The sequence below is a fragment of the Streptococcus sp. HMSC071D03 genome (assembly GCF_001812125.1).
Lineage (GTDB): Bacteria > Bacillota > Bacilli > Lactobacillales > Streptococcaceae > Streptococcus > Streptococcus pseudopneumoniae_N.
This window is the reverse complement of record NZ_KV807791.1, coordinates 33,000-57,721: the sequence shown is the minus strand read 5'-3', so window position 1 is coordinate 57,721 and position 24,722 is coordinate 33,000. Positions and strand designations below refer to the sequence as shown.

Below are 24,722 nucleotides of genomic sequence, written 5' to 3'. Positions count from 1 at the left end.
ATTATGTACTGTTTTAGGTTCAATTGACTATAAAATTTCTTATCAAAATATTTCTATTTGAAGACTAAGAGAATGTTTTCAACAATTTAGGGGGTAAAGAATCAAAAAACATCCCAAAGCTGATCAATATTCTCATCCTAAAAACATTGATAAATTCTTTGAGATGTATATAAATACTATTTCATGAGAAAGCTAGGTAATGACTGAAATACTAGCACAGAGGGAACTTTCTCAAAGACTTAGTATGAGGTAGAAAGCACTTATTCTTTATCTGCCTTCAAAGTCGAAGTTTCTTGAGCATCTGCTGATTTTTCTTCTTTTTCTACTAGATTCTCAGAATCCTTCTTAGGATCTTCTTGATTTCCCTGAATTTTTTCCTCTTTTACAGGATTCAAGCTCCAAATACCATCTTGATTGACCTTGTAGCCATCAGGTGTTGTTCCATTTCTTAGAAGTGAACCATCTGCTTGGAAATAGTACCAGTTGCCATTCAACTGTTTCCAACCAGTCTCCATTGCGCCGCTAGTATTGAGATAATAACGAGAGCCATCAATCTCTTGAATACCTGTTAGCATGATGCCTTCCTTGTCTAGATAGTACCATGTGTCCTTATCTTGGAACCAACCTGTCTTCATAGCTCCGCTAGTTGCAAAGTAGTAGTAATGATTGTCCAGCCATTTCCAGCCGGTCTGCATAGCTCCACTTGCATTGAGATAATAGCGAGTACCTTCAATTTCTTGTAGGCCAGTTTGCATGATACCTTCTTTATCTAGATAATACCAAAGATCGTTTTCTTTGAGCCAGCCTGTCTTCATTGCTCCACTACTTGTGAAGTAACTATAATGATTATCAAACCATTTCCAACCTGTTTGCATAGCCCCACTTGCATTTAGATAATAGCGAGCACCTTCAATTTCTTGTAGGCCAGTTTGCATGATACCTTCTTTATCTAGATAGTACCAAAGTTCCTTGTCTTTTAACCAGCCTGTCTTCATCGCTCCACTACTTGTGAAGTAGCTATAATGATTATCGAACCACTTCCAACCTGTTTGCATGGCTCCACTTGCATTTAGATAATAACGAGTTCCTTCAATCTCTTGTAGGCCAGTTTGCATAACACCTTCTTTATCCAAGTAATACCAAGTATCTTTATCCTTGATCCAGCCTGTTTTCATCGCTCCGGAACTTGCAAAATAGTTCCACTGACCTTCAATCAAGGCCCAACCTGTTTGCATAACTCCCTTATTATCAAAGTAGTAGGTTACTCCATTGATTTCCTTTTTACCAACTATTTGTTTTCCTTCTTCATCAAAGTAGTACCAGTTTGATTCAATTTTTTGCCATCCAGAGCCTGTCTCATCTGACTGTAATTCCCCACTACTTGCAAAGAACATTTTCTTACCATTAAAGACTTGTGAGCCAGTAAGCATTTTACCATCTTTATCAAATAGGTACTTTTTGTCACCTATTTCAGCTAGTTCATTGTATGTTCTAGCACCAGACCATGTGATATAGTACCAAGTCCCATCATGCTTAAACCAACCTGATACCTGCATACTTCCATCGTTGTTGAGATAATACCAGTTTCCATCTATTTTTTCTTTAGAATCTTTCAGATGAAGCCATCTATCAGCCTGCATTTGGCCTTGTCCATTAAAGAAATAGTAAACCCCATTAATTTTTTTCCAACCAATAGCCATTTGATCATCAGATAGACGATATTTCCAGTAGCCATCTTCCTTATACCACTTTTCTGATACTGTAGGAATATCAGGGAAAGAGTCTGATACATTTGAAAAACCACTATCGCTGATATCAAATACTGTCGCATCTTTGGTTTTACTATAAGCCTTGATAATTTGTATATTTTTTTCTCGAAGCAAATTAGTTGTTGATTGACGATTGATATCTGCTCCACTTGTTTGAACAACTATGCTAGGTGACAAATTTTCAATAAAGTTAACTGTGTTTGAAATCGTGGCATCATAATGATGATTCCATTTCATCATATCTACTTTACCAATTACAGGACCTAATCTATCTTCAGCCCCCTGATCATTATCTAAGTCTCCACCTAGATAGATTTTCTTACCAGCTACATTCACCACAGCAACAATTGAGTTAGAGTTATCATCATAGACTCTTTTTAAATTCCCATCAGGACCATACTCATTTTTATAATTGTATAGTTGGATATCCATATCACCCAATTTAAAATGACTATCCTGATCAGAAATATCTTGAATAAGAGTTACACCACGTTCTAGAGCTGTTCTCACTGCATTATCATAATTATAGAGATTATCCCACAATCTCCACTGTGTTGTAATACGTTCGTCTGAATATTTTTTGAGATAAAATCTGTCAACAGAGTAACGTTTTAAAACTTCATCTGCAGTACCAATATGATCACTATGAACATGGGTTCCTAAAACAAAATCTAATTTTTTAACACCAACTTGTTTTAAATGGCGGAAAAGTCTGTCCTCAATTGTATCTTCATTCTCCCTACTAATTCCCCAACGATCTGGATAGAGTGGATTACTTCCATCTGGAAAATCATAGTCTTCACCCATATCAATTAAACCAAAATGTCCATTGCTTTCCAAGAGGATAGCATCACTTCCTGACTTTGATTTCAAATTAATAAAATGGATCCTATTACCTCCACCAGTAGAAATAGTATCAGCAAAAGCTGGTTTCGATAAAGATAGTATCACTAAGGTATATAGAAGACAACTGTATAATAGTATATTTTTTATTTTTAAATTTTTCATATAAATTATATTTCCCTTTATTTAATTGAATATTCTGTTAACTTTTCTATTTGTAAAAGTTTAAACTCTTACTTTCGATAAGCCTTTATACTATGGCTATACCACTCCTGCATTTCTTTTGATGGCGGAGTCATGTAATCCCCATACATCTGGGTTAAAAAAATATCGTAATTCTTTGGAATAGGTACCATTCGACCTTCAAACTCTGTTAAAATCAGTTCTTTAAGGGTTCCTGCTGGAAAGACTTCTTTCATTTTTTCTTTTCCAACTCCAATGGCTCCTTCATAAGTAGGATTGTCTGTCACACTATTTTTAACTAACTCATCTATTTTCTTATAGAAATATCTCGGATTAACTAGTCTAAGAGGATACCAAGTACACAAGCGAAGGAAATCTTTTAATTTGCTATCTCCGTGAACCGCACGTTCTTTTTTGATATAGGCAAGCTGACGCAAGGCAACATATTTATAGCTCTTGTCAACGATGCTCAAATCTGAAAATTGATCAATCGGAAAGACATCAATGAACAAACTTGTATCATGACGCTTGTATTTTACGTTATCTTCAATAACTGTTGTTGTATCTAAAATAGCTGCAAAATTATGGAAATACCATGAAGAGGTATCGTAGGAAAGAACTCGATATACAGGATGTTGGTCTTCCTCAATCGCTTTTAATAGACGCTCATAGTCTTTTCTATACAGTGAAATATCGATATCATCATCCCAAGGAATCATTCCCTTATGACGAACAGCTCCCAACATGGTTCCATAGCTAAGGAAATAAGGAATGTCATTTTTTTTACAAATTTCATCAACATAGTCCAAAATACCTAGTTGAATTTCTTTAATCTCATTTTTTTCTAAGTACTGCATTTAATCCTCCAATTTATAGGCTTCAAATTCGTGACTATAAAACTGTTTTTCTTTTGGTGGAAGAGTCATATAATCACCATAATACTGCTTCAAAATAGCATCGTATTGTTTCGGTGCTGAAAGCAATAAATGTTCAAAAGGAACTTCAACCAAATCTTCAAATACTTCTTTGGCAAAGACTTCTTTTTCCTTAAACTTTGATGGAATAAAAGCGATATATTTACCATCTTTTACCCTATACTTTTGAATTTGCTGTTCAATTTGACTCGCGAAATAACGGGGAGAAATAGGACGAAGTATAAACCAGAAGAAGGAACGAATCAAGTCTTTTAATTTACTATCTCCATAAACAATATTCTTGTGCTTACTGAAGGATAATAATTTAAAACTTTCCAACTTATAGCACACATCGATAACTTTAGTATCGTCGAAAGAATCCATTGGAAAAATATCAATGAAAATTCCAGAATCATAAGTTTTTGTATTTCGTGTATCCACTATTCTCGTTGTCGAATCTACAATCTTTATAAAATTATTATAGTAGTGATCATCAGTTTCCAAAGATAAAATTTTATATTTCGATTGTTCTTGATGAAATAACTGGATAAAACGTTCGTAGTTTTCACGTGTCATAGAGAGGTCTATATCATCATCCCAGGGGATAAAACCCTTGTGACGAATAGCTCCAATCAAGGTGCCATAATTGATAAAATAATCAATATCATGCTTTTTACAAAACGAGTCAATAAAAGCTAAAATATCAAGTTCAATTTGTTTAGCCTCTTCGATACTTAATCTTCTCATCTATTCCTCCTAAGATTTTTTAATACGTTTTTTGAGCGAGATGACATGACCTAAAAATTCATAAAAGATACTATCTTTGGTCCAAACGAGCAAACCAATGTAGCTAAGAGCTGATAAGACCATGATGATCACCATATTGATCAAGAAAGGTAGGTTGATAACCATTTTGACCGGATAAACAAGATTAACTAAAAAGTAGATCGGAACAAATGTCAAAGCGAAAAGAGAATAACGCACCGTATATTTGAAGATATGTCCTAGATTAATGAGCTTGGTCTTATGAATAAAGATAATGTAAAGTATTAGGAGAAAACTTTCCGATAACATCGTCGTAATCAAATAATACTCCGGTGTAATAATATTATTAAAGTAGAGGAGACTATCAAGAACTAGGTTTAGTCCACCAGCAAATAAGGTATAAACTGTAATTCTTTTTTCAAATCCATTTGTAAAGAGAATTTGAGAGCCTAGAATAGTATCTAGGGCAAGAATAATCGTGCGAAAAGCAAAGAGGGATGTTAAGATGCCACCACCAATATACTTCTCACTACCATACAAAAGGATTGCATTTGGCCCTAAAATCATCAATCCAAAACTAAGTGGAATGATGAAGAAGTTGAAAATGCGACTTCCTCGATTCACCAAATTTACATACTCTTCTTTTTTTCCAATACCTAGATAGTAGCTCAAGCGAGGAACACTGACTCCAATCGCACCTGTAACAACACCTGCGATAACCGTTACAATCCGTTGTGCCATCGTATAATAACTGACATTTACATCAACTCCGGTTTTTACCAAAAAGAGACGATCAAGGAAGGTGAATAACATATTGGCATTGGCAAAGATCAGCATGGCCGTCAGAGGAAGAAAGAGAGGTTTAAATTCTTCCAAAGAAACCTTAACAAACTGGATATCTCTTTTAATCCAAAAATAACTAATGAGATAATTGATCAGAGTTGAAAGACTCATAATCAGTGTATAGATAACAATATCATGCTCATTTTTTACAAACATGAAGATGGATACCAACATGAGAATACGGATGAAGGCTGTTTTATAAAATAAAAAACTATAATTTTCAAGAGCTTCATTCACCCATTCAATCGAGAATATTTGTGCAATGAGTTGAACACCCATTACCAAAAAAATCTTTTTGATAACAGGATTACTATTAAAGAATAAAGGATACGATAAAAGATAGACGGCACTTGTAACAATCGTACAAGCTACACACAAATAAAAAAGACTTGAAAAGACTTTATTTAATTCCTTCTTATTATCTTTTACATTACTAATAGCTCGAAGTCCGTAATTATAGACTCCATAGGTTGCAAAGGGCAAGAAAAAAGACAGGATGGTATCAACAGAGTTGAAATAACCATAGTCTGTTCGATCTAGAACACGCGCAACATAGGTACCCGTCAAAATTGGGAAAATAATATTTAAAACACGAATCCCCATATAAGCCAGGGCATTTAATTTTATACTTTTCATTCAATTTACCTCGTTGATTTATTATATCATAAAGTTAGTTAAAAAACCTATTTGACTGGGAAATCTGTTCCTCAAGCCATGTTTGTCATCCCTGGCGAAATCTTATCCCAATCCTCTAGGAAATCTTTTCTACAGTATTTTGTCAAATCTGAATTTTTCCAAAAGATAAAGGAGGACCATTCGAGTCCTCCTTTGTCTTGGATAATTATCCCTTATTTATATGAATTATAGTGCAAAAGTAATCACACCTAAAACTGAACGGTTTAGATTTCTCACTTCTTGCATACTTTCTTCAAATTTCTTATAGCGAGTGACACCATATTCTTCTACGAAAAGTACATTCTCAAATGCTAAAAGATCTTTGACATTTTGCAAGTTAACAAACTGAACACCCTCAAGATTCAATTTGTATTCTGCTTGTAATTTATTCAAAATACGATTATCTGAACTTACAATTGCTAGTGGTTGACCTTGACACTTGTAACTCAATAGTTCAGAAAGATTTTCAAGAGTTGTAATAGTTGAAACAAAGTCTACTTGATAAGCAGAGAAATCGCCTGCACGATTAATAGTTGGGTTGAAGAGGTAAACTAGAACATTCGCCATGATCACTAGGATGACACAGAGAATACCAATAATCACTAAGCGCAAAATAAGATTTTTCAAGTTAAAGCCAAGAGCAACTTCTCCATTCGGAGTCAATTCTTTAGAGTTCACTGTTTCAAGTTTTTCAATCTTAACATCTGTATAGGTAGACTTGAACTTGTCAATCAATGAATCAAACTTGCTTTCAAGGAAATCATTTACTTCCTTACTTGGAGTTAAAATTTTAACAGTTACACCTGCATCATCAATCAATGGGTTAATCGTTAATTTTTTTGTCCAATAGTCACTTGCAGAATTCTTCAATGCTGTTTCTGTGGTATCTAAATCTTTAGCGATTTCCTTCATCTTATCAGAATCAACATCATTGAAAAGAAAGGCACCATTGAGATTACCATCAATTAGTTTTGCATAGAAGTCACTATAGCCACCAACCTGATGATTCAAAATTGTTTTTGATGATGTTTCTGGAGCAGTTATCTTATAGGTGATATAAGTAGAATAACTAGTAGAATCTTTGACTGTATTTTTATTTTTAACAGCTTTTAAAGTAAATGGTACAGCTATGAGAGCAAATAAGGCTAGTAAAGCTAGCAAATTTACTTTACGTTTTTTATAAAGATTTGCGAACAAATCAGCTACAGAATATTGTTCAAACATGTATTTCCCCTTTTTTGATTAAGTGATGATTTTCTTTTGTGAGCATTTTTGCCACGAAAATGATAATAAGAACAATTCCCCAGAATTGCATTGTAAAAAGATTAAAGAAACTTTCTGAGAAGCTACTTCTAGGCATAAAGAATAAATTATTTAAGATTAGCAAAGATAATGCAAATAAGATTGTTCTTGAGCGATAAGCTACTTGCAGCATGGCTATAAATAGCATACCAAGTAAGATACTTAGTAGAAATAGTCCCAACATACCATAATCAGTATACAATTCCATGATATAACTACTTCCAATACCATGGCCTCTTAAATATTCTTTGTTTAGAACGAGATAGGACAGATTGTGGGCATAACTATTACTATCGATCGCTAGTTCGATACTATTTGTCGTATGTTCAAATGGTTTGGCACCAAATATGATTCCGATACTACCTCTCGCAAAATAGTCAACAACCGGACCAAAAGTGAAATTTCGGAAGTCTCTATACGGAAGACTACTATTGTACAAGAATCCTCTCGCTAAAACTCCAAAACTAGTTCCTTGTTTATAAATGAAATCGAGTAATAAATCAAAAACTCCACTATGGGATACTTGAGCGTTATCACGAACATAGTTTAGTGCTCCCATCGCAAGCATGAGAACAGGTGTTCCAAGATAAATAGCCAATTTTTCTTTGAAACCAATCCATTTCCCTTTCTCCGTTTGTTCACGCATAAAGTAGTAAACAAAGGCGAAAATCAAACTCAGAATAAAGGGATTTCTGGTACCAATTACTAAGTGAATCAAGTTAGCCGCGATATAGGCAACTAAAACCATTGTCGCATGTGACTTTTTAGGTTTGGTTGCTAAGTAAACACACATGGCATAAACCGTGAAAGTCGATAAGATATAGGTAAAGTAGGGCAATTGACTTTCAAAATTTGCATAATAATTGTAATAAGAAGTTTGCAAACGGTATAGCAGGCGCTCAAATAGTCTAAGGAAATAAAATGGATAGGTGAGTAGAAATACACTCAATGACACAAAACGTAATTTTTTTATATAATTGACATTCACTGTTTTTTCCACTTTTACAGGAGCTTTGCTTTTTCGAACAAGATAATAATTCGCTATAAAACCTCCTATTGTCAGTCCTAAAATAGAAACAATGACAACTAGGAAAGCAAATCGATAGGCAATTGGTTGGTAGGTGTCTAGCGCTCCATCTCTAAAATAATCAATGGTGGGTCTGGATACCAAAAATATAAAAATTGTGATAAAGAATATAAAGTGAATCAAATAGTATTTGATATTATTCCAGCAAAGTAGCAGACTGCTAATTAAGAGCAAAAGCAAAGTTGTCAGAAGTCCTACGTTGTTACTGGTAAACAAATAAGTGATTCCGCTTATTATGGTTACGATATAGCTTAGAATCGTAACCGTTAGCAACATTCGTTTGCCATCAACCATCTCAGCCCTCCTTTTCTAATTAATTTTTTTCGATTGCTCAATATTTTTAAACAATAATATTCTATACAATCTTACATTTACAAATAAGGCTAAAGCACTAATACGTCTTCCTTTTCTAAAAATGGTATTTTTGAAAATAGCAAAGACATGTTTTTTCAAGTAGCCATAAATCCTTGGATAGTCTTTAAACTCTTTGAATTTATCATCTAGAAGCATTTTATCCAAGATAAAGAAATGTGCATATGCCAGTCTAAAGAAAGCTACTTCTGTTAAGTTTGGATATTCCTTAACGACTTCAGTATAAAATTTTTGATAAATATCAATGTAAGCTAAGTCTTTTTCCGCATATGGTTTGGTAGTAATACTATCTCCTCGGTGGAAATAATAATAGTACGGTTTGGTATTCACAACATACTTTTTAGCTACTTTAATGAGATCAAAATGATAATAGGCATCTTCATAAATCAAACCTTTTGGAAAAGTTAACTGTGCTGCAATTTCCTTCTTGATGAGTTTGTTACAAATAGTACCAGGTATTTTCTCACCAATTAAATATTCTCTGAGGAATGTTTCAGTATCACATACAAAATAATCATCCTGGTTTTCAGTTTGCGGACTCTCACTATTGGCATAGACATTCATAACCCCACAGCTGGAAACATCCGCATCTTCATTGACTAATTGTTGGTATAAGCTAGCAATCATTTCAGGATGTATATAATCATCCGAATCTATAAAAATAACATAGTCTCCGTGGGCTTGCTTCAATCCATCATTTCGAGCTTGAGACAAGCCTTCATTTTCCTTGTGATAAACCAAAACTCGTTCATCTTGTTCAGCAATTTGTTCACACAAGCGACCACTTTCATCTGTCGCCCCATCATCAACGAGAATGATTTCGAGGTTTTGATAGGTTTGTTGCTGAATGGATGCTATTGATTTTTCAAGGTATTGCGCCACATTATAGACTGGAACAATGACACTAATTAATGCAGTTTCCATGCTACTCCTCTATTAGTTTTTCTACTTGTTCAATTTGTTTAGCAATCGTAAATTGCTGAATAAATTGACTGGCTTCATCGACATTAAAGCTTGATGCAACTGTCATGTAGTTCTCAATTGCTTGAGCTGCTTCTTGATTGCTTTTAATGATTTTACCAAATCGTCCTTCTTGAGATAATTCCTCTGCACCGCCTACTTCAGTAGATACAAAGGGAACTCCCAGACTCAAGGCTTCAACATAGACTCCAGGAAAACCTTCCTGTTTGGACATGGATAAAAGAACTTGCATCTTAGAAAGATACTGATACGGATTCTTTTGATAACCAAGGAAATGAACGTAATCCTCAAGTTGATACTCTTTGACTCGTTTTTTCAGCTCCTCTTCCATGTCACCAGCACCTATAAAGTAGAGGTGATATTTATTGCCTTGCTGGTGCAACAGTCGTATAACTTCTACTACTCGGTCAGAACCTTTATTTTCTTCAATACGTCCAATGGTACAGATGCTCTGAGGAGCTATCTCAATAGCCACCTTCTCTTTTGATTTTTCCAAAATGCTTGCAAAATCATAACCATTATAGACTGTTACTAATTTCTGTGAGTAATCTGGATAAACTTCTTTGATAGAATTGCTGGTTTTTTTTGAAATTCCTACTATCCTATCAGCATCATCCAATTGTCGTCTATGAGAATCACGCTTCGAACTATCTGTTAAAAATTCTTCAATACTTCCATGAATCCAAGAAATCTTCTTCACTTCTTTTCGTTTAGAAAATAAAAGAGGAGGATTCATAATGGTAAAGGAAACCTCTACATCATATTGATCTTTTACAAGTAAACGTCTGGTGAGTCTTGGGAAATAAATTCTCAATCTCCATAAAAGCGCTCTTAACCATCTTGGTTGACGGTAGTCTTGAAAAGCTTTTAAAATTCTCACATTTTCAGGCACAGGTTCGTATCCTTTATCAAAATGTTCCATTTCAAGGATATCAATATCATACTTTTCCGGATCCAAGTTTGAAACAATCGTAGAAAGGATTTTTTCTGCACCTCCGCCTAGAGAGAAGGACCACATAAAAAATAAAATTTTCTTCTTATCCACCATATTCTCCCTTATATTCAGTGTAACTCTTATCCATATCTGCTATAAGGGCATCGTGGTGAGGCACTTGCTTGTCAGCTGGTGGTGGTGTCATGTAGTCACCAAAAGCTGTGCTTAGATAGGCATCATAACCAACTGGAATAGGCATTTCTGTTCCTTCGAATGGCAGGAAAATGTTGTCTTCAAATGCTTGAATTGGATACTTCTTCTTCATGTAGCCTGGACCTGAGCATAATTCTGTGATGCCATCACTTTCTGATGGACCATACTTGGTCATTTCTTTCTCAGCCTTTTTCCAGATACGATAACGAAGGGCTTTAGGAGTTAATCCTAATAAAATCGTGCTCCCCCATTTCATGAGAGCTCCGTGTTTTTCTGGAATGGTTTGGGCACAAAAGAGAGAATAAATCAAAGCCCAACGTACCTGTTTCTTACGTTCTGCTGGGTTTTTAGGATAGTAATCCAAGGGAAGAACATCCAGAGCCAAGCCATGTGGCAAATCCAAATCTTGTTGGTAAGGCTTGATGCAAGTTGTTTCCTTGTCTCGAATAGTGATAAAGAGGTTGCGGTCAACAAAGTCTCTATCACTTTTTGATAGGAAGTAACGCTCATCCGCATAACGAGGCCATAACTCTGCTAATTTTTCATAATCCTTGCGGGGCATAAAGAAGTCTAAATCATCATCCCAAGGGATAAAACCTTTATTTCGTAGAGCGCCAATAGCTCCTCCACCACACAAATAACAGAGTAAATCGTGTTCTTTACAAAAGGCGACAAAATATTCAGCCATTTCTAGACTACGAGCTTGAATTGCCTTTAAATCACTCATCTTATTCTCTTCCTCTTCTATAGAATACATCATTCTATTATACCATAAAAATAGTTTATAAATACATCTGACCATGTGAAAAATCAAAGCCTGAGATACCTATTTTCATAGGTGCCTCAAGCTCTGATTCATTTTACATTTTATCTAAATCCCATCTGGGTCAGTTTATTTTGATAAGCTTTTTGGTCCACTCGAAGGGATTGACCGCCGTATACGTCAAAGTCATCTACCCAGTCTCCAAGTTCTGGAACTGTCAATCTTTCAATACCATTCTGCGCACCTTCAAGGACTGATAAGCCATTGGTCAATAAGAAAGTATATGGAAGGTTTGTAGAGGTCATGGCGAATACTTTTCCTAGTGCTTCTGAACCAGTGAAAAGTTTTGTCGGATCTTTAATTTGTTGTAAAACAGCAGTCATGACTTGTTGCTGTCTACGAGTACGTCCATAGTCCCCTTCATCATCATCACGGAAACGTGCATAGTTGAGAAGAGTCGAACCATTCATCTGTTGTTTCCCAGCTCGAATGGTTTGAGTCGGTGACTCAGTTTCCGTTGCGTGCAAGTCATCTCCTACAGTCGCTTCTGTAACTGGGACCCCGTTTAGAGTTGAAAACTGAGCATCAATGGTCACACCATCAGGGAAAAGCGTATCAATGGCTGTCGCAAAGGCTTGAAAATCGACAAGGGCATAATATTTGATGTCTAGATCAAAATTATCCTTGAGGACCTTGCGGACCATTTCGGCTCCTTGTTTACCTTCTTGTTCCCCTAATTCGTAGGCTAAGTTTAATTTATGGTCAGTCTGTTTTTGACCATTGATGACTTGACTATATCCATCAATATAAACCAAGTTATCACGCATAAAGCTAACAAGCTTCAATTTTTTATCTTTGCCACTTACATTCAAAACCATAATGGAATCTGTCCGTGTTTCTGCACTATTCTGTCCAATACGGCCATCCGTACCCAAAATCAGAATATTAACACCATCTCGTGTATCTTGACCGTTAAAAACTTCAACTTGAGCCGCTTTGGCATCCTTAGGATTATTAGAGTTAGCAGACTGGAAGCCCTTTAGGAACATGAAGATCATTCCTACTGCTACACAAAGCAATATCATCCCTAACCAAGCAAATAAGCGTTTAAAACGAAAACCTCTTTTTTTCTTTTGCTTCTTAGCTTTTGGAATCTTCGTTTCCAGTTGATCTCCACTACTACGGCGACTAGAACGACTACGATTAGCATAGGTTGGCAGGTCGATACCAGAGTCTGAAAGAAGTTGTTCTTTGGCTTCTGGATTGAAAACTTCTGCTGAATCTTTTTGACCTTCTAACTTAGCTTGCAAAAAGTCAAATTCTCTCTTTTCTTTCTCATTCAAATAATGAATGTTTTTCAAAAGATAGTCATATCTCAGTTTTTCATGGTGTGTCAAAGGATTCTCTCTAGTCATTCCTTCTCCTTTCCTTTATCCTGTATGGTATAGATAGGATAAGCACCTAGTACTTTATACTGGATTCCAATCGTTTCTAGTTCTTTTTGAGCAAAGTAGACCAGTTCTTTATCAGTATAAGCGACATCAATGATAAAAAAGTATTCGCCCAAGGCTGTTTTTAGGGGACGACTTTCTATCTTGGTTAAGTCAATCCCTCGCCAAGCAAAGGTCGAGAGTGCCTTGTAAAGTGCACCAGGTAAATTGTCTGGCAAGGTTACTGCTAGGCTCATCTTTTCAGAACTTGCTTTCAAAGGAATTTGTGGTAAGTTAGGCCCCAAAACCCAAAAGCGAGTAAAGTTAGCTTCCATTTCTTGAATATCTTGAGCGATAAGTTCTAGAACATATTCCTCTGCAGAACTTTTTGGAGCAATGGCCGCAAAAGGCTGATCTGGATGTTCGGAAACGTACCGAGCAGCATAGGCTGTACTTGCCGTTACTTCTAATTGAGCGTCTGGGTAATGCTCGTCAATAAATTTCTTCCCTTGTGCCAATGCTTGTGGGTGAGAAAAGATTTTCTCAATTTTAGATTGCCCTGGCACTGCCATCAATTGTTGGTGGATTGGCTGAACAATCTCTGCCACAGCTTGAATGCGAGCCTGATGGAAAAGATAGTCTAGGGTCTCATGAACACTACCTTCAATAGAATTTTCGACTGGCACCACTGAATAGTCTACCAAACCTTGTTCATAGGCCTTGATAACGTCCGTAATATTTGAAAAAGGCTCTAGTTCCTCATGTGGAAAAGCCGTCTGCACAACATGGTGCGAAAAAGATCCTTTGGGTCCTAGATAGGCAATTTTCATTTCAGTTCCTCTATAATTTCCTCTGGGCTTAATCTTGATACATCAACAATCTGACTAGCCACTTCCTCATACCGAGACTGTCTTTCTTCAAAAATCGCAGCTAAACCTTCCTTGCTATTGTTTAGAAATAGCGGACGTTGATTGTCCTCATCGGCTGAAATTCGCTGGTACAGGGTCTCAAAATCTGCTTTAAGGTAGATGTTGTCTGGATTTTGCTTTAGCAAGGCACGATTACGCGGAGAAATGACTACTCCTCCCCCAGTTGACACGACTTGGTCTGTTTTTAATAAATCAGCTAAAATTTCTGATTCTACCTGACGGAAGGCTGCTTCTCCTTTTTCTTCAAAGAAACGAGCAATCGGCATCCCCAGTCGGTCTTCGAGCAAGGAATCCATGTCTACAAAGTCAGGATCTAATCCTCTAGCAATAGTAGATTTTCCTGCACCCATAAAACCTAGTAAAACCTTAGCCATGAATCAAAGTCTCCAAATCATCAAAGAAGCTTGGGTAGCTAGTATTAATAGCTTCAGCTCGATCCAATTCAACTTCTCCATCTGCCACTAAAAGAGCTGCAATGGCTGTCATCATGCCGATACGGTGGTCACCAAAGGTATTTACTCTGGCTCCATGAAGAGCAGATTTCCCTTTGATAATCATGCCGTCTGCTGTAGGAGTAATAGCTGCTCCCATGCTATTTAAGGCATCTGCGACAACTTGAATACGGTCAGTTTCTTTAACCTTGAGCTCTTCTGCATCTTTGATGACTGTTTGACCTTGAGCTTGGGTAGCAAGAAGGGCGATAATTGGCAATTCATCAATCAAACGTGGAATCAAAGCTCCGCCAATCTCAGTTCCTTTTAGGTCTGATGTCTCAACAGTCAAAGTTGCAGACTTAGCAATCGGGTCAACATCAGTAAGTTCTAATTTCCCACCCATAGAGCGGATAACATCGATAATCCCTGTACGAGTTTCGTTAATACCGACATTCTTAAGCACTACACGAGAATTTGGAACAATCAAACCTGCGACTAGCCAAAAGGCTGCACTGGAAATATCTCCTGGTACGACCACCTTTTGTCCAGTCAGTTTTTGAGGCCCTTGGACTGTGATTTTCTTACCGTCCACACTTAAATGACCACCAAATTGTTGGAGCATATCTTCTGTGTGGTTACGAGTGCACTCCTTCTCAATGATGACAGACTGACCTTGAGCCTGCAAAGCCGCAAAAATCAAGGCTGACTTGACTTGAGCAGAGGCAATTGGCAATTCATAATGAATAGGTGTTAAATTTTTCGTTCCTTTTAAGTGTAGCGGTGGCAAGTCTCGCTCTGTCTGACCAGAAATGCTAACTCCCATTTTTTTCAAAGGAAGGGTCACACGGTCCATAGGACGTTTAGAAAGACTGTCATCTCCAAACATCTCTACTTCAAAGTCTGCACCAGCAAGGACGCCTGAAATCAAACGAATAGAGGTCCCAGAATTCCCCATATCGAGAGCGTTCTTAGGGACTTTCAATCCATCCATCCCAACACCTTGAATGGTAACGACACCGTCTTTGTCCTCTATCTCAACGCCTAGGTCACGAAATACTTGTATGGTTGATAGGACATCTTCACCACGCAAGATATCATAAACTTTAGTCTCACCCTCAGCCAAGCTTCCAAAAATAATAGAGCGATGACTGATGGATTTGTCACCTGGTACGCGAATGCTACCATTTAAATGGTTAACGTTTGTTTTTAACTTCATACTAGACCTCATACTGACAATACTTTTTCTTATTTTATCACAAAAAGTCAGAAATTTCTTAAAAATTCCTGACTTTATGAGGTAAATTCTTATTTTAAAAGTTCTGAAATTGGTTCAAATACGATTTTTTCAATATCAGATAGATAAATAGAAAGTTGTTGCTGTTTGGCAAAGAATTCTGACAAGAGAGAGTTACCTTGAATCTGCTTGCCAAAGCTTTCCATTTTTTCTTGGAAAGAAGCATCTGAAATTTGACCAGTTTGTGCCATGATTTGGATTTCATGTTGAAAAGCAATATAATCTGCAAAAATTTTGCTAGCTTCTGCATCGGCTTGGATAGCATCTCTAGCTTCCTTAACTGCCTTGTATTCAGGCAATTCGCGTAGTCCACGACTAAGTTCGTTTGCACTATCATAAATATTTGACATAATTGTCCTCCTTATTTAATAATGACTGTGTAGTCAGTATTTTCTGTAATGACTTGCTCAGCACGTTTTAAATCCTGAGCATTCTTAAAGGAAATTTGCAGAATTCCGTGAATATCTTCTCGGTTTTCCTCGTTGATATGGATATTGACCAAGGAAGTTCCTCTTAGCAATTCCAAGATGCGTAAAATCACATCTTCCTCATCGGGAACATCTACATAAAGGTCAAATGAGCTATCTACTCCTCCGCGTTTATGGATTTCCATAGCTTGACGTTGCTCACGCGCTTGATTGAAAAAATTCCAGATTTGGCTTTCATCACCCTTACTGATAGCTTGTCCAATCTCATCCAAACATTCCTTAAAATCCTCGATGCGGTCAATAATGGTATCCCGATTGGATAAGAGGATAGAAGTCCACATGCCTGGCTCACTTTCGGCAATCCGAGTCATATCTCGAAATCCACCGGCCGCAAAGCGTCGCGCCATTTCATGCTCTTCAGCATAACTTGCAGTTTGTTCCATCAGGCCTGATGCTAAGATATGCGGAAAATGGCTAATCTGAGAAGTCACTCGGTCATGCTCTTCAGCATCGATTTCGATGAAACGAGCATGGAGTCCTGAAAGTAGGTCTTTCATTTCTTCAAGCGTATCTGGAGTCGTTAGGCTCGAAGGCGTAAAGATATAGTAGGCATTTTCAAAAAGATTAACATCGGCAGAAGCCGCTCCTGTCTTATGACTCCCTGCCATGGGATGAGCTCCAACAAAGCGAACGGACTTATCAGCAAAACACTTCTCAGCTGTAGCCACGATAGCTGACTTGGTCGATCCAGCATCGGAAATAATGACACCTTCTTTCAAGTCCAAGTTGGCCAATTCCTTAATAAAGGCAATGGTTTGCTTGATTGGTAAGCTGAGGATAATAACATCTGCAAGTGGAGCAAAACTAGCAAAATCATCCGTCGCACGATCAATCATTCCTCGCTCCAAAGCAATATCTCTAGACGCTTGACTACGATTGTATCCTAAAATTTCATAATCAGGATGATCCCGCTTGATTCCGAGTGCCATGGAAGCACCAATCAAACCTAGTCCTGCGATATAGATGGTTTTTGCCATAAGAACTCCTTAATAATTCTTTGTATACTCTCGATGTTTTGCAACAGCTTCTTTTAATTCTTCCAGATTATCAGAGGAGAATTTCTCTAAAATTTCTTGAGCCAAGACTGTTGCTACGACTGCTTCCATAACAACACCTGCTGCTGGAAGAGCGGTTGGATCACTTCTCTCCACCGTTGCCTTATAAGGCTCATGGGTTTCAATATCGACACTCATTAATGGCTTATAGAGAGTCGGAATTGGTTTCATGACCCCACGGACAATAATCGGTTGGCCATTGGTCATACCACCTTCGAAACCTCCGAGATTATTAGTACGACGAGTATAGCCATCTTCTTGTGACCAGAGAATTTCATCCATGACTTGGCTGCCCTTGAGATAACCTGCTTTAAAACCAAGTCCAAACTCCACACCCTTAAAGGCGTTGATTGAAACAACTGCTTGAGCTAATCTTGCATCTAGCTTTCTATCCCATTGGACATAGGAACCAAGACCAACTGGAACTCCTCCAACAACCGTTTCTACCAACCCACCGATGGTATCACCATCTCTCTTGACTTGGTCAATATAGTCCTTAATCTCCTGCTCACGTTCTTGGTTGACAATAGAAACCTCTGACTGGGCAGCCAGTTTTTTAATCTCTGCGACTGTTAAGTTTTCTGGAACATCGATTTCCTTGCCACCAAAAACAACAACATGGTTGGCAATTTCGATATTAAGCTCAGCTAAAAGCCGCTTGGCTACTGCTCCAACTGCAACCCGCATAGTTGTTTCACGAGCAGATGAACGTTCCAAAGAATTTCGCAAATCATCAAAACGGTATTTAATCCCGCCAACTAAATCTGCGTGACCTGGGCGAGGATGTGTGATTTTTCGTTTACTTTTAAGTTTATCCTCAATATCCTCAGCAGACATGATATCTAGCCATTTTTGATGGTCTTTGTTAATGACATCCATGGTAATAGGAGCCCCTGTCGTCTTCCCGTGGCGAACACCAGAAGTAAAGACAACTTGATCACTTTCAATCTTCATACGACCACCACGTCCGTATCCACCCTGGCGACGTTTAAGATCCTCATTGATATCTTCTGCAGTCAAAGGCAGTCCTGCTGGAATTCCTTCAATAATTGCTGTCAGACGAGGACCATGTGATTCTCCTGCTGTTAAATATCTCATACATTCTCCTTATTTTACTAAGTAATCTTTCATTTCTTCGAGAGAAACTGGGTGAATCCTTGCTGAACCAAGTTCTGGTACCAGGACTAATTTCATAGTGTTGCCACGCGCTTTTTTATCATGAATCAAAGCCTGATAAAGCTTATCAAGATCCCAGTTTTCATAATCAACAGGAAGGCCAAATTTTTGACACATTTCTCTGATAGACTGAGTGATTCCAGCTGGCATAAGGCCTTTTTGTTCTGCTACCTTAGAAACCTGAACCATTCCCATCGCTACTGCCTCACCATGCATGACACGTCCATAACCAGCAGTTGCTTCAATAGCATGACCAATTGTGTGACCAAAGTTTAGATACAAACGAATGCCATTGTCCAATTCGTCTTCAACTACCATCTTGCGTTTGACTTGGCAAGAATGTTCAATCAAACTTTCTGAATGCTCCAAAATACTCTCTACAGAACCATCCATATCAGATAATAGGTCCCAGAGTTCTGGATCTTCAATTAAGCCATATTTAATGACTTCACCCATTCCTTCAATCAACTCTCGTTTACCCAAGGTTTCAAGAACAGTCGGGTCAATCAAAACACCATCAGGCTGGGCAAAAGTTCCTACCATATTCTTGGCAAAAGGGGTGTTAACTCCAGTTTTTCCACCGATAGAGGAATCAACCTGGGCAGTCAAACTAGTTGGAATTTGAACGAAATGAACTCCTCGCATATAGGTTGAGGCTACAAAGCCAGCTAAGTCTCCGACCACTCCGCCACCAAGTGCAACGATGCCATCACTACGAGTTAAACCTTGCTTAACTAAGAATTCATAGACTTTCTGAACAGTAGTCAGATTTTTTCGTTCTTCACCCTCTAGAAAGTCAAAAACTGCCACTTGAAAACCAGCATCCTCCAAGCTCAATTTGACCTTTTCTGCATAGAGGGAAGCCACACGGTTATCCGTAACGATAACCACTTTTTGTGGTTGCCAAAGTTCCCGCAACCATTTTCCTGCTTGAGACAAGCATCCTTTTTCAATCTGAATATCATAAGGATGGTGGGGAAGGTCTATTTTGATTTTCATAGCAGTTCTCCTTTTTTCATTTTTGATACTTTTGTTTTAGTAATTCCCAGATTTGATCGGTTGGCATTTCCTTACCTGTCCATAACTGAAAAGCTTCCGCAGCTTGGTAAAGCAACATGCCTAGGCCATTAACAGCGTGATTGTCCTGGTTTCTTGCCCACTTTAGAAATGGTGTTTCAAAGGGTTGATAAATCACATCTGCTACCAAGAGCTTTTCTGGTAAAACGATGCTTATTGGGATTGGCAGAGATACTCCATCCATACCAACACTAGTCGCATTTACCAGTAAATCCGAATCAGTTATCCTTGCTTGCAGTTCAGAAACATCTTCTAAAGCAAATAAATCTGCTTTAAACCCTGTTTCATTTTGTAATTTTTCTAAGTAAGGTCTTGTTTTTTCTATTGAACCCGAACGAACAAAGACAGAAACCTGACTGACTCCATCCAAGATTGCCTGCGCCAAAATTGCCTTGGCTGCACCGCCTGCTCCTAACAAGACCATTCTTTTCCCAGATATTTTAAAAGAAGGCAAGCTCTTAAAGAATCCCTTGCCATCTGTGTTATATCCGATTAAAGTTCCTTCTCGATTCACCACTGTATTGACAGCACCAATCAAACGAGCCGCTTCACTCAATTGATCCAAATAAGGAATCACCTGCTCCTTGTAGGGCATAGAAAGATTGATTCCAAACATCTGGTAACGACGAATGTTGGCAACTGTTTCTGCCAAGTCTGTTCCTTCTATCTCCCAAGCAAGATAAACCCCATTGGTATGAGTTGCCTCAAAAGCTCTGTTGTGAATGAAAGGTGAAATGGAGTGTTTGATAGGATTGGCGACTACAGCTGCTAAACGTGTGTAGCCATCAATCTTCATTTAGTATCTCCCGAATTTTTTTCATGCTAGAAAGTGAAATCTGTCCTGGAGCACTGGCTTCGTCCAGACTCGCAAAAGACCAGCTAGAACCCGTCACATCTGAAGTGATACGAGAAACCTTGCCCACTTTCCCCATAGAAATCGTCACATATTCTTGTTCTGGGTTCAGTGTTTTAAAGCCACGTGTAAAGTTCATAAGGTCCAATACATCTTGTTCTGTATGAGCCATAACCGATACTTTAACCACTTTGGGCGTTAGGCTGGTAAGCTCGGATAAGATTTCCATCATATTCTCTGGAGTTTCTTGGAAATTATGATAACTCAAGACTAGATTTGGAAAATCAAGCATCTCTTCAAAAACATCCTTGTGAGAAAAATACTCAAAATCGATATATTCAGGTTGATAGAGTTGAGCTACATCTTTGATAATTTGTACATACTCTGCCGAATCCAAATCGATCTCGCCTCCCTCAGCACGAGTACGTAGGGTGAAGAGGAGTTCGCGACCTGCAAATTTTTCAAAAATAGCTGGAGCTACCTGTAAAATAGCTTCCTTTGGTAGGAAGTCGGCACGCCACTCAATGATATCAGCATCGATATACCGCATGGCATCGATTCCTTGCGCCTCTTCTAAACTCTTTGGCATTACTGAAACGACTAATTTCATTTAGTTACCTTCATGCTAATCACCTTAAGGTAATTACTACTTTCATCTTTTTCATTGTAGACAAAGTCTGCTGGAAGTCCATATTTATTAAGAACCTGGTACTTTCTTCCTGCAAATCCTTTGTCGATTTGTTCTATAAATTTTTGACGGGAAACATTGGCAGCATTGGTGCTAGCAATGATCATACCTCCCGGATTTAAAATCTCTAAACTCTGGGAAATCAACTTGTGATAGTCCTTAGCTACAGAGAAAGTTTGCTTTTTATTACGAGCAAAGCTAGGTGGATCAAGAACGATCACATCATAAGATAAGCCCTTACGTTTAGCGTATTTAAAGTATTCAAAGACATCCATAACAATGAAACGATGATTGTCAAGACTGAGTCCATTGGCATGAAAATGAGCTTCTGACAGTTCTCTCGAACGTTTGGCTAGGTCTACAGAGGTTGTTTCACTAGCTCCTCCCATTGCTGCAGCAACTGAGAAAGCTGCTGTGTAGGAAAACATATTAAGCAAGGATTTCCCCATAGCTAAACCATCCACCAAGCTACCACGCACTTCATGTTGGTCCAAGAAGATGCCTGTCATAAGACCGTCGTTCATAAAGACTTGATAGAGAACTCCATTCTCAAGAACTGTAAAATTTTCTGGTGCTTCTTGACCATAGATATGGGCAGACTCATAGTCTAGACCTTTAAAACGAATCTTTTCATAGGCACCTAAGACTTCAGGGAAAACCTGAGCAAAAGCAGCTAAAATCTCTTGGCGAAGTCCATAGATATAGGAGTTATACCAGGAGAAAACAACATAATCTCCGTAGAGATCCAAGGTCATCCCACCAAAACCATCGCCTTCTTGATTAAACAAACGAAAGGCAGTTGTCAACTCATCTTGATAGTAAGAAGAACGTTTTTGTTTGGCTTTTTCAAATAAACTTTCAAAGAATTTTTGGTTAAAAGAAAGCTTCTGGTTCGTTACAAACCAACCAATCCCCTTATTTTGACGAGATAAATAAGCCTTGCCCAAAAACTGCTTGCTTTGACTAAATAACTCGACTTCCTGATCAGTTTCAGATAGTTCTGGAAAATCAATTTCCTCCAAAAGTACTAGACCTTGGTTTAGTTTTTTTTCAACACGTCTACTGACGAATACTTTATTCATAAATACTATTATAACAAATTTTGTGACAATTCACAAAATAGAAACTATTGATTCATCCATCATCCTACCCTATCTGAGAGAATTTTTCCTCCCATCAGTCCTATTATTTTTCTTTTATAGTATTTCAACACTTCCAGTTGAAAAATAGACATAAAATTCAAAGAGTTTAATTATCACGCAAACGTTTGCATATTCTTTAGCTTTATGCTACAATAATTCTCATCACTGTAAGTAAGAGGATCAACTATGAAAAATCAAACCCTAATGCAATATTTTGAGTGGTATCTCCCCCACGATGGAAATCACTGGACACGCCTAGCTGACGACGCTGAACACCTAGCCAACTTAGGTATTAGTCACATTTGGATGCCACCTGCTTTTAAAGCAACAAATGAAAAGGATGTTGGTTATGGCGTCTATGACCTATTTGACCTTGGAGAATTTAATCAGAAAGGTACTATACGTACCAAATATGGTTTTAAAGAAGACTATCTTCATGCCATCCAAATTTTAAAATCTCATGGGATTCAACCAATGGCTGATATCGTCTTAAATCATAAGGCAGCCGCTGACCATTTAGAATCTTTCCAAGTGATAGAAGTAGATCCAGAAGATCGAACTGTGGAACTAGGAGAACCTTTTACCATCAATGGCTGGACTGGTTTTACCTTTGACGGACGACAAAACACCTACAATGACTTCCACTGGCACTGGTACCACTTTACTGGAACTGACTATGATGCTAAACGCCATAAATCTGGGATCTATCTGATACAGGGAGACAACAAAGGCTGGGCTAACGAGGAATTAGTTGATAACGAAAATGGTAACTATGACTATCTCATGTATGCAGACCTAGATTTCAAGCATCCAGAAGTCATACAAAATATCTACGATTGGGCAAATTGGTTTATCGAAACGACTGGTGTAGCTGGTTTCCGTTTGGATGCAGTTAAACACATAGACTCTTTCTTTATGCGCAACTTCATTCGCGATATCAAAGAAAAATATGGCCAAGATTTCTATGTCTTTGGAGAATTCTGGAATCCAGACAAGGAAGCAAATCTGGACTACCTTGAAAAGATTGAAGAACGCTTTGATCTTGTCGATGTTCGCCTTCACCAAAATCTCTTTGAAGCAAGCAAGGCTGGAGAAGACTATAATTTGACAACCATCTTTGAAGATAGTCTGGTGCAAATCAATCCAGAAAGAGCTGTAACCTTTGTCGATAACCATGATACTCAACGTGGCCAGGCTCTTGAATCCACTGTTGAAGAATGGTTTAAACCAGCAGCCTACGCCCTCATTCTTTTGCGAGAGCAGGGGCTCCCATGTGTCTTTTATGGAGACTACTACGGTATTTCTGGTCAATATGCTCAGCAAGATTTCAAAGATGTTCTTGACCGTTTGCTAGCTATTCGAAAAGAGTTGGCTTACGGAGAGCAAATCGACTACTTTGATGACCCAAATTGTATCGGTTGGGTCCGTTCAGGAGCTGAAAATCAATCGCCACTTGCCATCGTGATTTCTAATGCTAAAGAAAACTGCAAAACCATGTTTGTCGGTCAAGAATGGGCTGACCAAACCTTTGTTGATTTGCTTGGTAACCATCCTGACCAAGTAACCATCAATGCTGAAGGTTATGGAGATTTCCCAGTTACAGAACGCTCTCTTAGCGTCTGGGGACTGGCTAACTAATCAATTAATACTCTTCGAAAATCTCTTCAAACCACGTCAGCTTCATCTACAACCTCAAAGCAGTGCTTTGAGCATCTTGCGGCTAGCTTCCTAGTTTGCTCTTTGATTTTCATTGAGTATAAAACACACAAAAAATGCCCACAAGCTAGATTTTCTTTCTAGCCTGTAGGCATTTTTTCTATTATCAATACTTAAATTAGTCTTTCCAAAGATCCATAGCATTTTGAAAATCTGCAGAAACTTGAACATTTTGAGGATTAGTCGCTTCTCTCTCCTGACGCTTAGCCTCTACCTGAACTACACTCTTAATGCCTTCATGACGCCAGTTTCTTAGGATAGCCTGGATGTACTTCCAATTTGGTTTTCCATTCAAAACGGCCTCACGTAGGGCCTCTTTGATCAGGTCCGCACTGGTCCCGTCTTCTTTCAAACTCTTTTCCAAATCTTCGATCTCAAAAGGACTTAAGAGACGACCTAGCTCTTGTTGGAAGGTTTCCACCAAGTCTTTTAAATCATTTTTAGCAGGTGCCACTTGGCTAGGTTCTTGCTTTTCAAAAAGTTGGTCTAAGCGCTCTAAAGCCAAAGTCGCATCAAAAATCACTTCTATCTCACCATTGAGTTCAATGGTTCGGTATTGAAGTAAGCCTTTTTCTGTCAAGCGCGAAATAGCTTGATTGACTTCAAAGACTTGCTTGCCAATTTTCTCTGCGATTTGACTTGGGGACAATTCCCCTAAGGCTGTTGTATTTTGTAGGTAAAAGAATTGCCAAACTAAGAAATCATCGCTTGATGAAAACAGTTGATTGTAGTTTAAGAGCAGAGCACTTGGTAACACCAAATTCCCTGATTTGAAAGCATCTAAATATGTCATAAT

The 24,722-nt window shown here is 38.0% G+C and carries 22 protein-coding genes; 1 reads left to right on the top strand and 21 read right to left on the bottom strand.

Annotation, left to right across the window (positions count from 1 at the left end; translation table 11 throughout):
* Window positions 1-260 precede the first annotated feature (260 nt).
* The 20 genes from HMPREF2837_RS08465 to HMPREF2837_RS08370 form a co-directional block, all read right to left on the bottom strand.
* Window positions 261-2,777 carry an MBL fold metallo-hydrolase gene (locus tag HMPREF2837_RS08465; protein WP_075230850.1) on the bottom strand — a complete coding sequence of 839 codons (2,517 nt, stop codon included), beginning with the start codon at window positions 2,775-2,777 and terminating at the stop codon, window positions 261-263.
* A gap of 68 nt (window positions 2,778-2,845) precedes the next feature.
* A complete protein-coding gene (locus HMPREF2837_RS08460) occupies window positions 2,846-3,652 on the bottom strand; it encodes a LicD family protein (RefSeq protein WP_049504531.1) in 807 nt (268 codons plus the stop codon).
* Window positions 3,653-4,456 (bottom strand): LicD family protein, encoded by an 804-nt coding sequence (locus HMPREF2837_RS08455; RefSeq protein WP_049504530.1) that lies wholly within the window; start codon window positions 4,454-4,456, stop codon window positions 3,653-3,655.
* A 9-nt stretch (window positions 4,457-4,465) separates the two neighbouring features.
* Window positions 4,466-5,953: an oligosaccharide flippase family protein gene (locus HMPREF2837_RS08450; RefSeq protein ID WP_049504528.1), complete on the bottom strand. Its 1,488-nt coding sequence runs from the start codon at window positions 5,951-5,953 to the stop codon at window positions 4,466-4,468.
* Between the two features lie 225 nt (window positions 5,954-6,178).
* Window positions 6,179-7,216 carry a teichoic acid biosynthesis protein TarQ gene (locus HMPREF2837_RS08445; protein ID WP_075230849.1) on the bottom strand — a complete coding sequence of 346 codons (1,038 nt, stop codon included), beginning with the start codon at window positions 7,214-7,216 and terminating at the stop codon, window positions 6,179-6,181.
* A complete protein-coding gene (locus HMPREF2837_RS08440) occupies window positions 7,209-8,675 on the bottom strand; it encodes an O-antigen polysaccharide polymerase Wzy family protein (RefSeq protein ID WP_049504778.1) in 1,467 nt (488 codons plus the stop codon). Before HMPREF2837_RS08440 ends, HMPREF2837_RS08445 begins: the two co-directional genes overlap by 8 nt.
* 15 nt (window positions 8,676-8,690) lie before the next feature.
* On the bottom strand, window positions 8,691-9,677 hold the full coding sequence (locus HMPREF2837_RS08435) for a glycosyltransferase family 2 protein (protein WP_049504776.1): 987 nt from the start codon (window positions 9,675-9,677) through the stop codon (window positions 8,691-8,693).
* A gap of 1 nt (window position 9,678) precedes the next feature.
* On the bottom strand, window positions 9,679-10,782 hold the full coding sequence (locus tag HMPREF2837_RS08430; protein ID WP_148131848.1) for a glycosyltransferase: 1,104 nt from the start codon (window positions 10,780-10,782) through the stop codon (window positions 9,679-9,681).
* The gene (locus HMPREF2837_RS08425) at window positions 10,772-11,608 is read right to left on the bottom strand and encodes a LicD family protein (protein WP_049504785.1); all 837 of its coding nucleotides are present in this window, start codon (window positions 11,606-11,608) and stop codon (window positions 10,772-10,774) included. The genes HMPREF2837_RS08430 and HMPREF2837_RS08425 overlap by 11 nt, the downstream gene beginning before the upstream one ends.
* Before the next feature lie 140 nt (window positions 11,609-11,748).
* Window positions 11,749-13,059 carry an LCP family protein gene (locus tag HMPREF2837_RS08420; RefSeq protein ID WP_075230848.1) on the bottom strand — a complete coding sequence of 437 codons (1,311 nt, stop codon included), beginning with the start codon at window positions 13,057-13,059 and terminating at the stop codon, window positions 11,749-11,751.
* Window positions 13,056-13,904: a prephenate dehydratase gene (gene pheA, locus HMPREF2837_RS08415; RefSeq protein WP_049548591.1), complete on the bottom strand. Its 849-nt coding sequence runs from the start codon at window positions 13,902-13,904 to the stop codon at window positions 13,056-13,058. The genes HMPREF2837_RS08420 and pheA overlap by 4 nt, the downstream gene beginning before the upstream one ends.
* Window positions 13,901-14,377, bottom strand: coding sequence for a shikimate kinase (locus HMPREF2837_RS08410; RefSeq protein WP_049548590.1), 477 nt, complete (start codon window positions 14,375-14,377; stop codon window positions 13,901-13,903). The genes pheA and HMPREF2837_RS08410 overlap by 4 nt, the downstream gene beginning before the upstream one ends.
* Window positions 14,370-15,653 (bottom strand): 3-phosphoshikimate 1-carboxyvinyltransferase, encoded by a 1,284-nt coding sequence (aroA, locus tag HMPREF2837_RS08405; protein ID WP_049548589.1) that lies wholly within the window; start codon window positions 15,651-15,653, stop codon window positions 14,370-14,372. Before aroA ends, HMPREF2837_RS08410 begins: the two co-directional genes overlap by 8 nt.
* 89 nt (window positions 15,654-15,742) lie before the next feature.
* Window positions 15,743-16,081, bottom strand: coding sequence for a YlbF/YmcA family competence regulator (locus HMPREF2837_RS08400; RefSeq protein WP_049548588.1), 339 nt, complete (start codon window positions 16,079-16,081; stop codon window positions 15,743-15,745).
* Window positions 16,082-16,092: 11 nt separating this feature from the next.
* The gene (locus tag HMPREF2837_RS08395) at window positions 16,093-17,196 is read right to left on the bottom strand and encodes a prephenate dehydrogenase (protein WP_075230847.1); all 1,104 of its coding nucleotides are present in this window, start codon (window positions 17,194-17,196) and stop codon (window positions 16,093-16,095) included.
* Window positions 17,197-17,205: 9 nt separating this feature from the next.
* Window positions 17,206-18,372 carry a chorismate synthase gene (aroC, locus tag HMPREF2837_RS08390; protein ID WP_049548586.1) on the bottom strand — a complete coding sequence of 389 codons (1,167 nt, stop codon included), beginning with the start codon at window positions 18,370-18,372 and terminating at the stop codon, window positions 17,206-17,208.
* 9 nt (window positions 18,373-18,381) lie between these two features.
* Complete coding sequence (gene aroB / locus HMPREF2837_RS08385; RefSeq protein WP_075230846.1) at window positions 18,382-19,449, bottom strand: 3-dehydroquinate synthase; 1,068 nt, start codon at window positions 19,447-19,449, stop codon at window positions 18,382-18,384.
* A gap of 16 nt (window positions 19,450-19,465) precedes the next feature.
* The gene (locus HMPREF2837_RS08380; RefSeq protein WP_049508708.1) at window positions 19,466-20,323 is read right to left on the bottom strand and encodes a shikimate dehydrogenase; all 858 of its coding nucleotides are present in this window, start codon (window positions 20,321-20,323) and stop codon (window positions 19,466-19,468) included.
* Window positions 20,313-20,990: a type I 3-dehydroquinate dehydratase gene (aroD, locus tag HMPREF2837_RS08375; protein ID WP_049508709.1), complete on the bottom strand. Its 678-nt coding sequence runs from the start codon at window positions 20,988-20,990 to the stop codon at window positions 20,313-20,315. Before aroD ends, HMPREF2837_RS08380 begins: the two co-directional genes overlap by 11 nt.
* Window positions 20,987-22,150 carry a class I SAM-dependent rRNA methyltransferase gene (locus tag HMPREF2837_RS08370; protein WP_075230845.1) on the bottom strand — a complete coding sequence of 388 codons (1,164 nt, stop codon included), beginning with the start codon at window positions 22,148-22,150 and terminating at the stop codon, window positions 20,987-20,989. Before HMPREF2837_RS08370 ends, aroD begins: the two co-directional genes overlap by 4 nt.
* A 246-nt stretch (window positions 22,151-22,396) precedes the next feature.
* Between HMPREF2837_RS08370 and HMPREF2837_RS08365 the strand changes: the two genes are divergently transcribed.
* Window positions 22,397-23,848 carry an alpha-amylase gene (locus HMPREF2837_RS08365; RefSeq protein WP_075230844.1) on the top strand — a complete coding sequence of 484 codons (1,452 nt, stop codon included), beginning with the start codon at window positions 22,397-22,399 and terminating at the stop codon, window positions 23,846-23,848.
* A 196-nt stretch (window positions 23,849-24,044) separates the two neighbouring features.
* Here the strand turns inward: HMPREF2837_RS08365 and HMPREF2837_RS08360 are convergent, their stop codons facing one another.
* On the bottom strand, window positions 24,045-24,719 hold the full coding sequence (locus tag HMPREF2837_RS08360) for a DnaD domain-containing protein (protein ID WP_075230843.1): 675 nt from the start codon (window positions 24,717-24,719) through the stop codon (window positions 24,045-24,047).
* Window positions 24,720-24,722: the final 3 nt, after the last annotated feature.

Coding starts and splice junctions, on each gene's coding strand:
- HMPREF2837_RS08380 (WP_049508708.1), bottom strand. CDS start 20,323: ATGAAGATTGATGGCTACACACGTTTAGCAGCTGTAGTCGCCAATCCT.
- pheA (WP_049548591.1), bottom strand. CDS start 13,904: ATGAAAATTGCCTATCTAGGACCCAAAGGATCTTTTTCGCACCATGTT.
- HMPREF2837_RS08425 (WP_049504785.1), bottom strand. CDS start 11,608: ATGAGTGATTTAAAGGCAATTCAAGCTCGTAGTCTAGAAATGGCTGAA.
- HMPREF2837_RS08445 (WP_075230849.1), bottom strand. CDS start 7,216: ATGTTTGAACAATATTCTGTAGCTGATTTGTTCGCAAATCTTTATAAA.
- aroC (WP_049548586.1), bottom strand. CDS start 18,372: ATGAGATATTTAACAGCAGGAGAATCACATGGTCCTCGTCTGACAGCA.
- HMPREF2837_RS08460 (WP_049504531.1), bottom strand. CDS start 3,652: ATGCAGTACTTAGAAAAAAATGAGATTAAAGAAATTCAACTAGGTATT.
- aroB (WP_075230846.1), bottom strand. CDS start 19,449: ATGAAAATCAAAATAGACCTTCCCCACCATCCTTATGATATTCAGATT.
- HMPREF2837_RS08430 (WP_148131848.1), bottom strand. CDS start 10,782: ATGGTGGATAAGAAGAAAATTTTATTTTTTATGTGGTCCTTCTCTCTA.
- HMPREF2837_RS08370 (WP_075230845.1), bottom strand. CDS start 22,150: ATGAATAAAGTATTCGTCAGTAGACGTGTTGAAAAAAAACTAAACCAA.
- HMPREF2837_RS08420 (WP_075230848.1), bottom strand. CDS start 13,059: ATGACTAGAGAGAATCCTTTGACACACCATGAAAAACTGAGATATGAC.
- HMPREF2837_RS08365 (WP_075230844.1), top strand. CDS start 22,397: ATGAAAAATCAAACCCTAATGCAATATTTTGAGTGGTATCTCCCCCAC.
- HMPREF2837_RS08455 (WP_049504530.1), bottom strand. CDS start 4,456: ATGAGAAGATTAAGTATCGAAGAGGCTAAACAAATTGAACTTGATATT.
- HMPREF2837_RS08465 (WP_075230850.1), bottom strand. CDS start 2,777: ATGAAAAATTTAAAAATAAAAAATATACTATTATACAGTTGTCTTCTA.
- aroD (WP_049508709.1), bottom strand. CDS start 20,990: ATGAAATTAGTCGTTTCAGTAATGCCAAAGAGTTTAGAAGAGGCGCAA.
- aroA (WP_049548589.1), bottom strand. CDS start 15,653: ATGAAGTTAAAAACAAACGTTAACCATTTAAATGGTAGCATTCGCGTA.
- HMPREF2837_RS08395 (WP_075230847.1), bottom strand. CDS start 17,196: ATGGCAAAAACCATCTATATCGCAGGACTAGGTTTGATTGGTGCTTCC.
- HMPREF2837_RS08435 (WP_049504776.1), bottom strand. CDS start 9,677: ATGGAAACTGCATTAATTAGTGTCATTGTTCCAGTCTATAATGTGGCG.
- HMPREF2837_RS08410 (WP_049548590.1), bottom strand. CDS start 14,377: ATGGCTAAGGTTTTACTAGGTTTTATGGGTGCAGGAAAATCTACTATT.
- HMPREF2837_RS08440 (WP_049504778.1), bottom strand. CDS start 8,675: ATGGTTGATGGCAAACGAATGTTGCTAACGGTTACGATTCTAAGCTAT.
- HMPREF2837_RS08400 (WP_049548588.1), bottom strand. CDS start 16,081: ATGTCAAATATTTATGATAGTGCAAACGAACTTAGTCGTGGACTACGC.
- HMPREF2837_RS08450 (WP_049504528.1), bottom strand. CDS start 5,953: ATGAAAAGTATAAAATTAAATGCCCTGGCTTATATGGGGATTCGTGTT.
- HMPREF2837_RS08360 (WP_075230843.1), bottom strand. CDS start 24,719: ATGACATATTTAGATGCTTTCAAATCAGGGAATTTGGTGTTACCAAGT.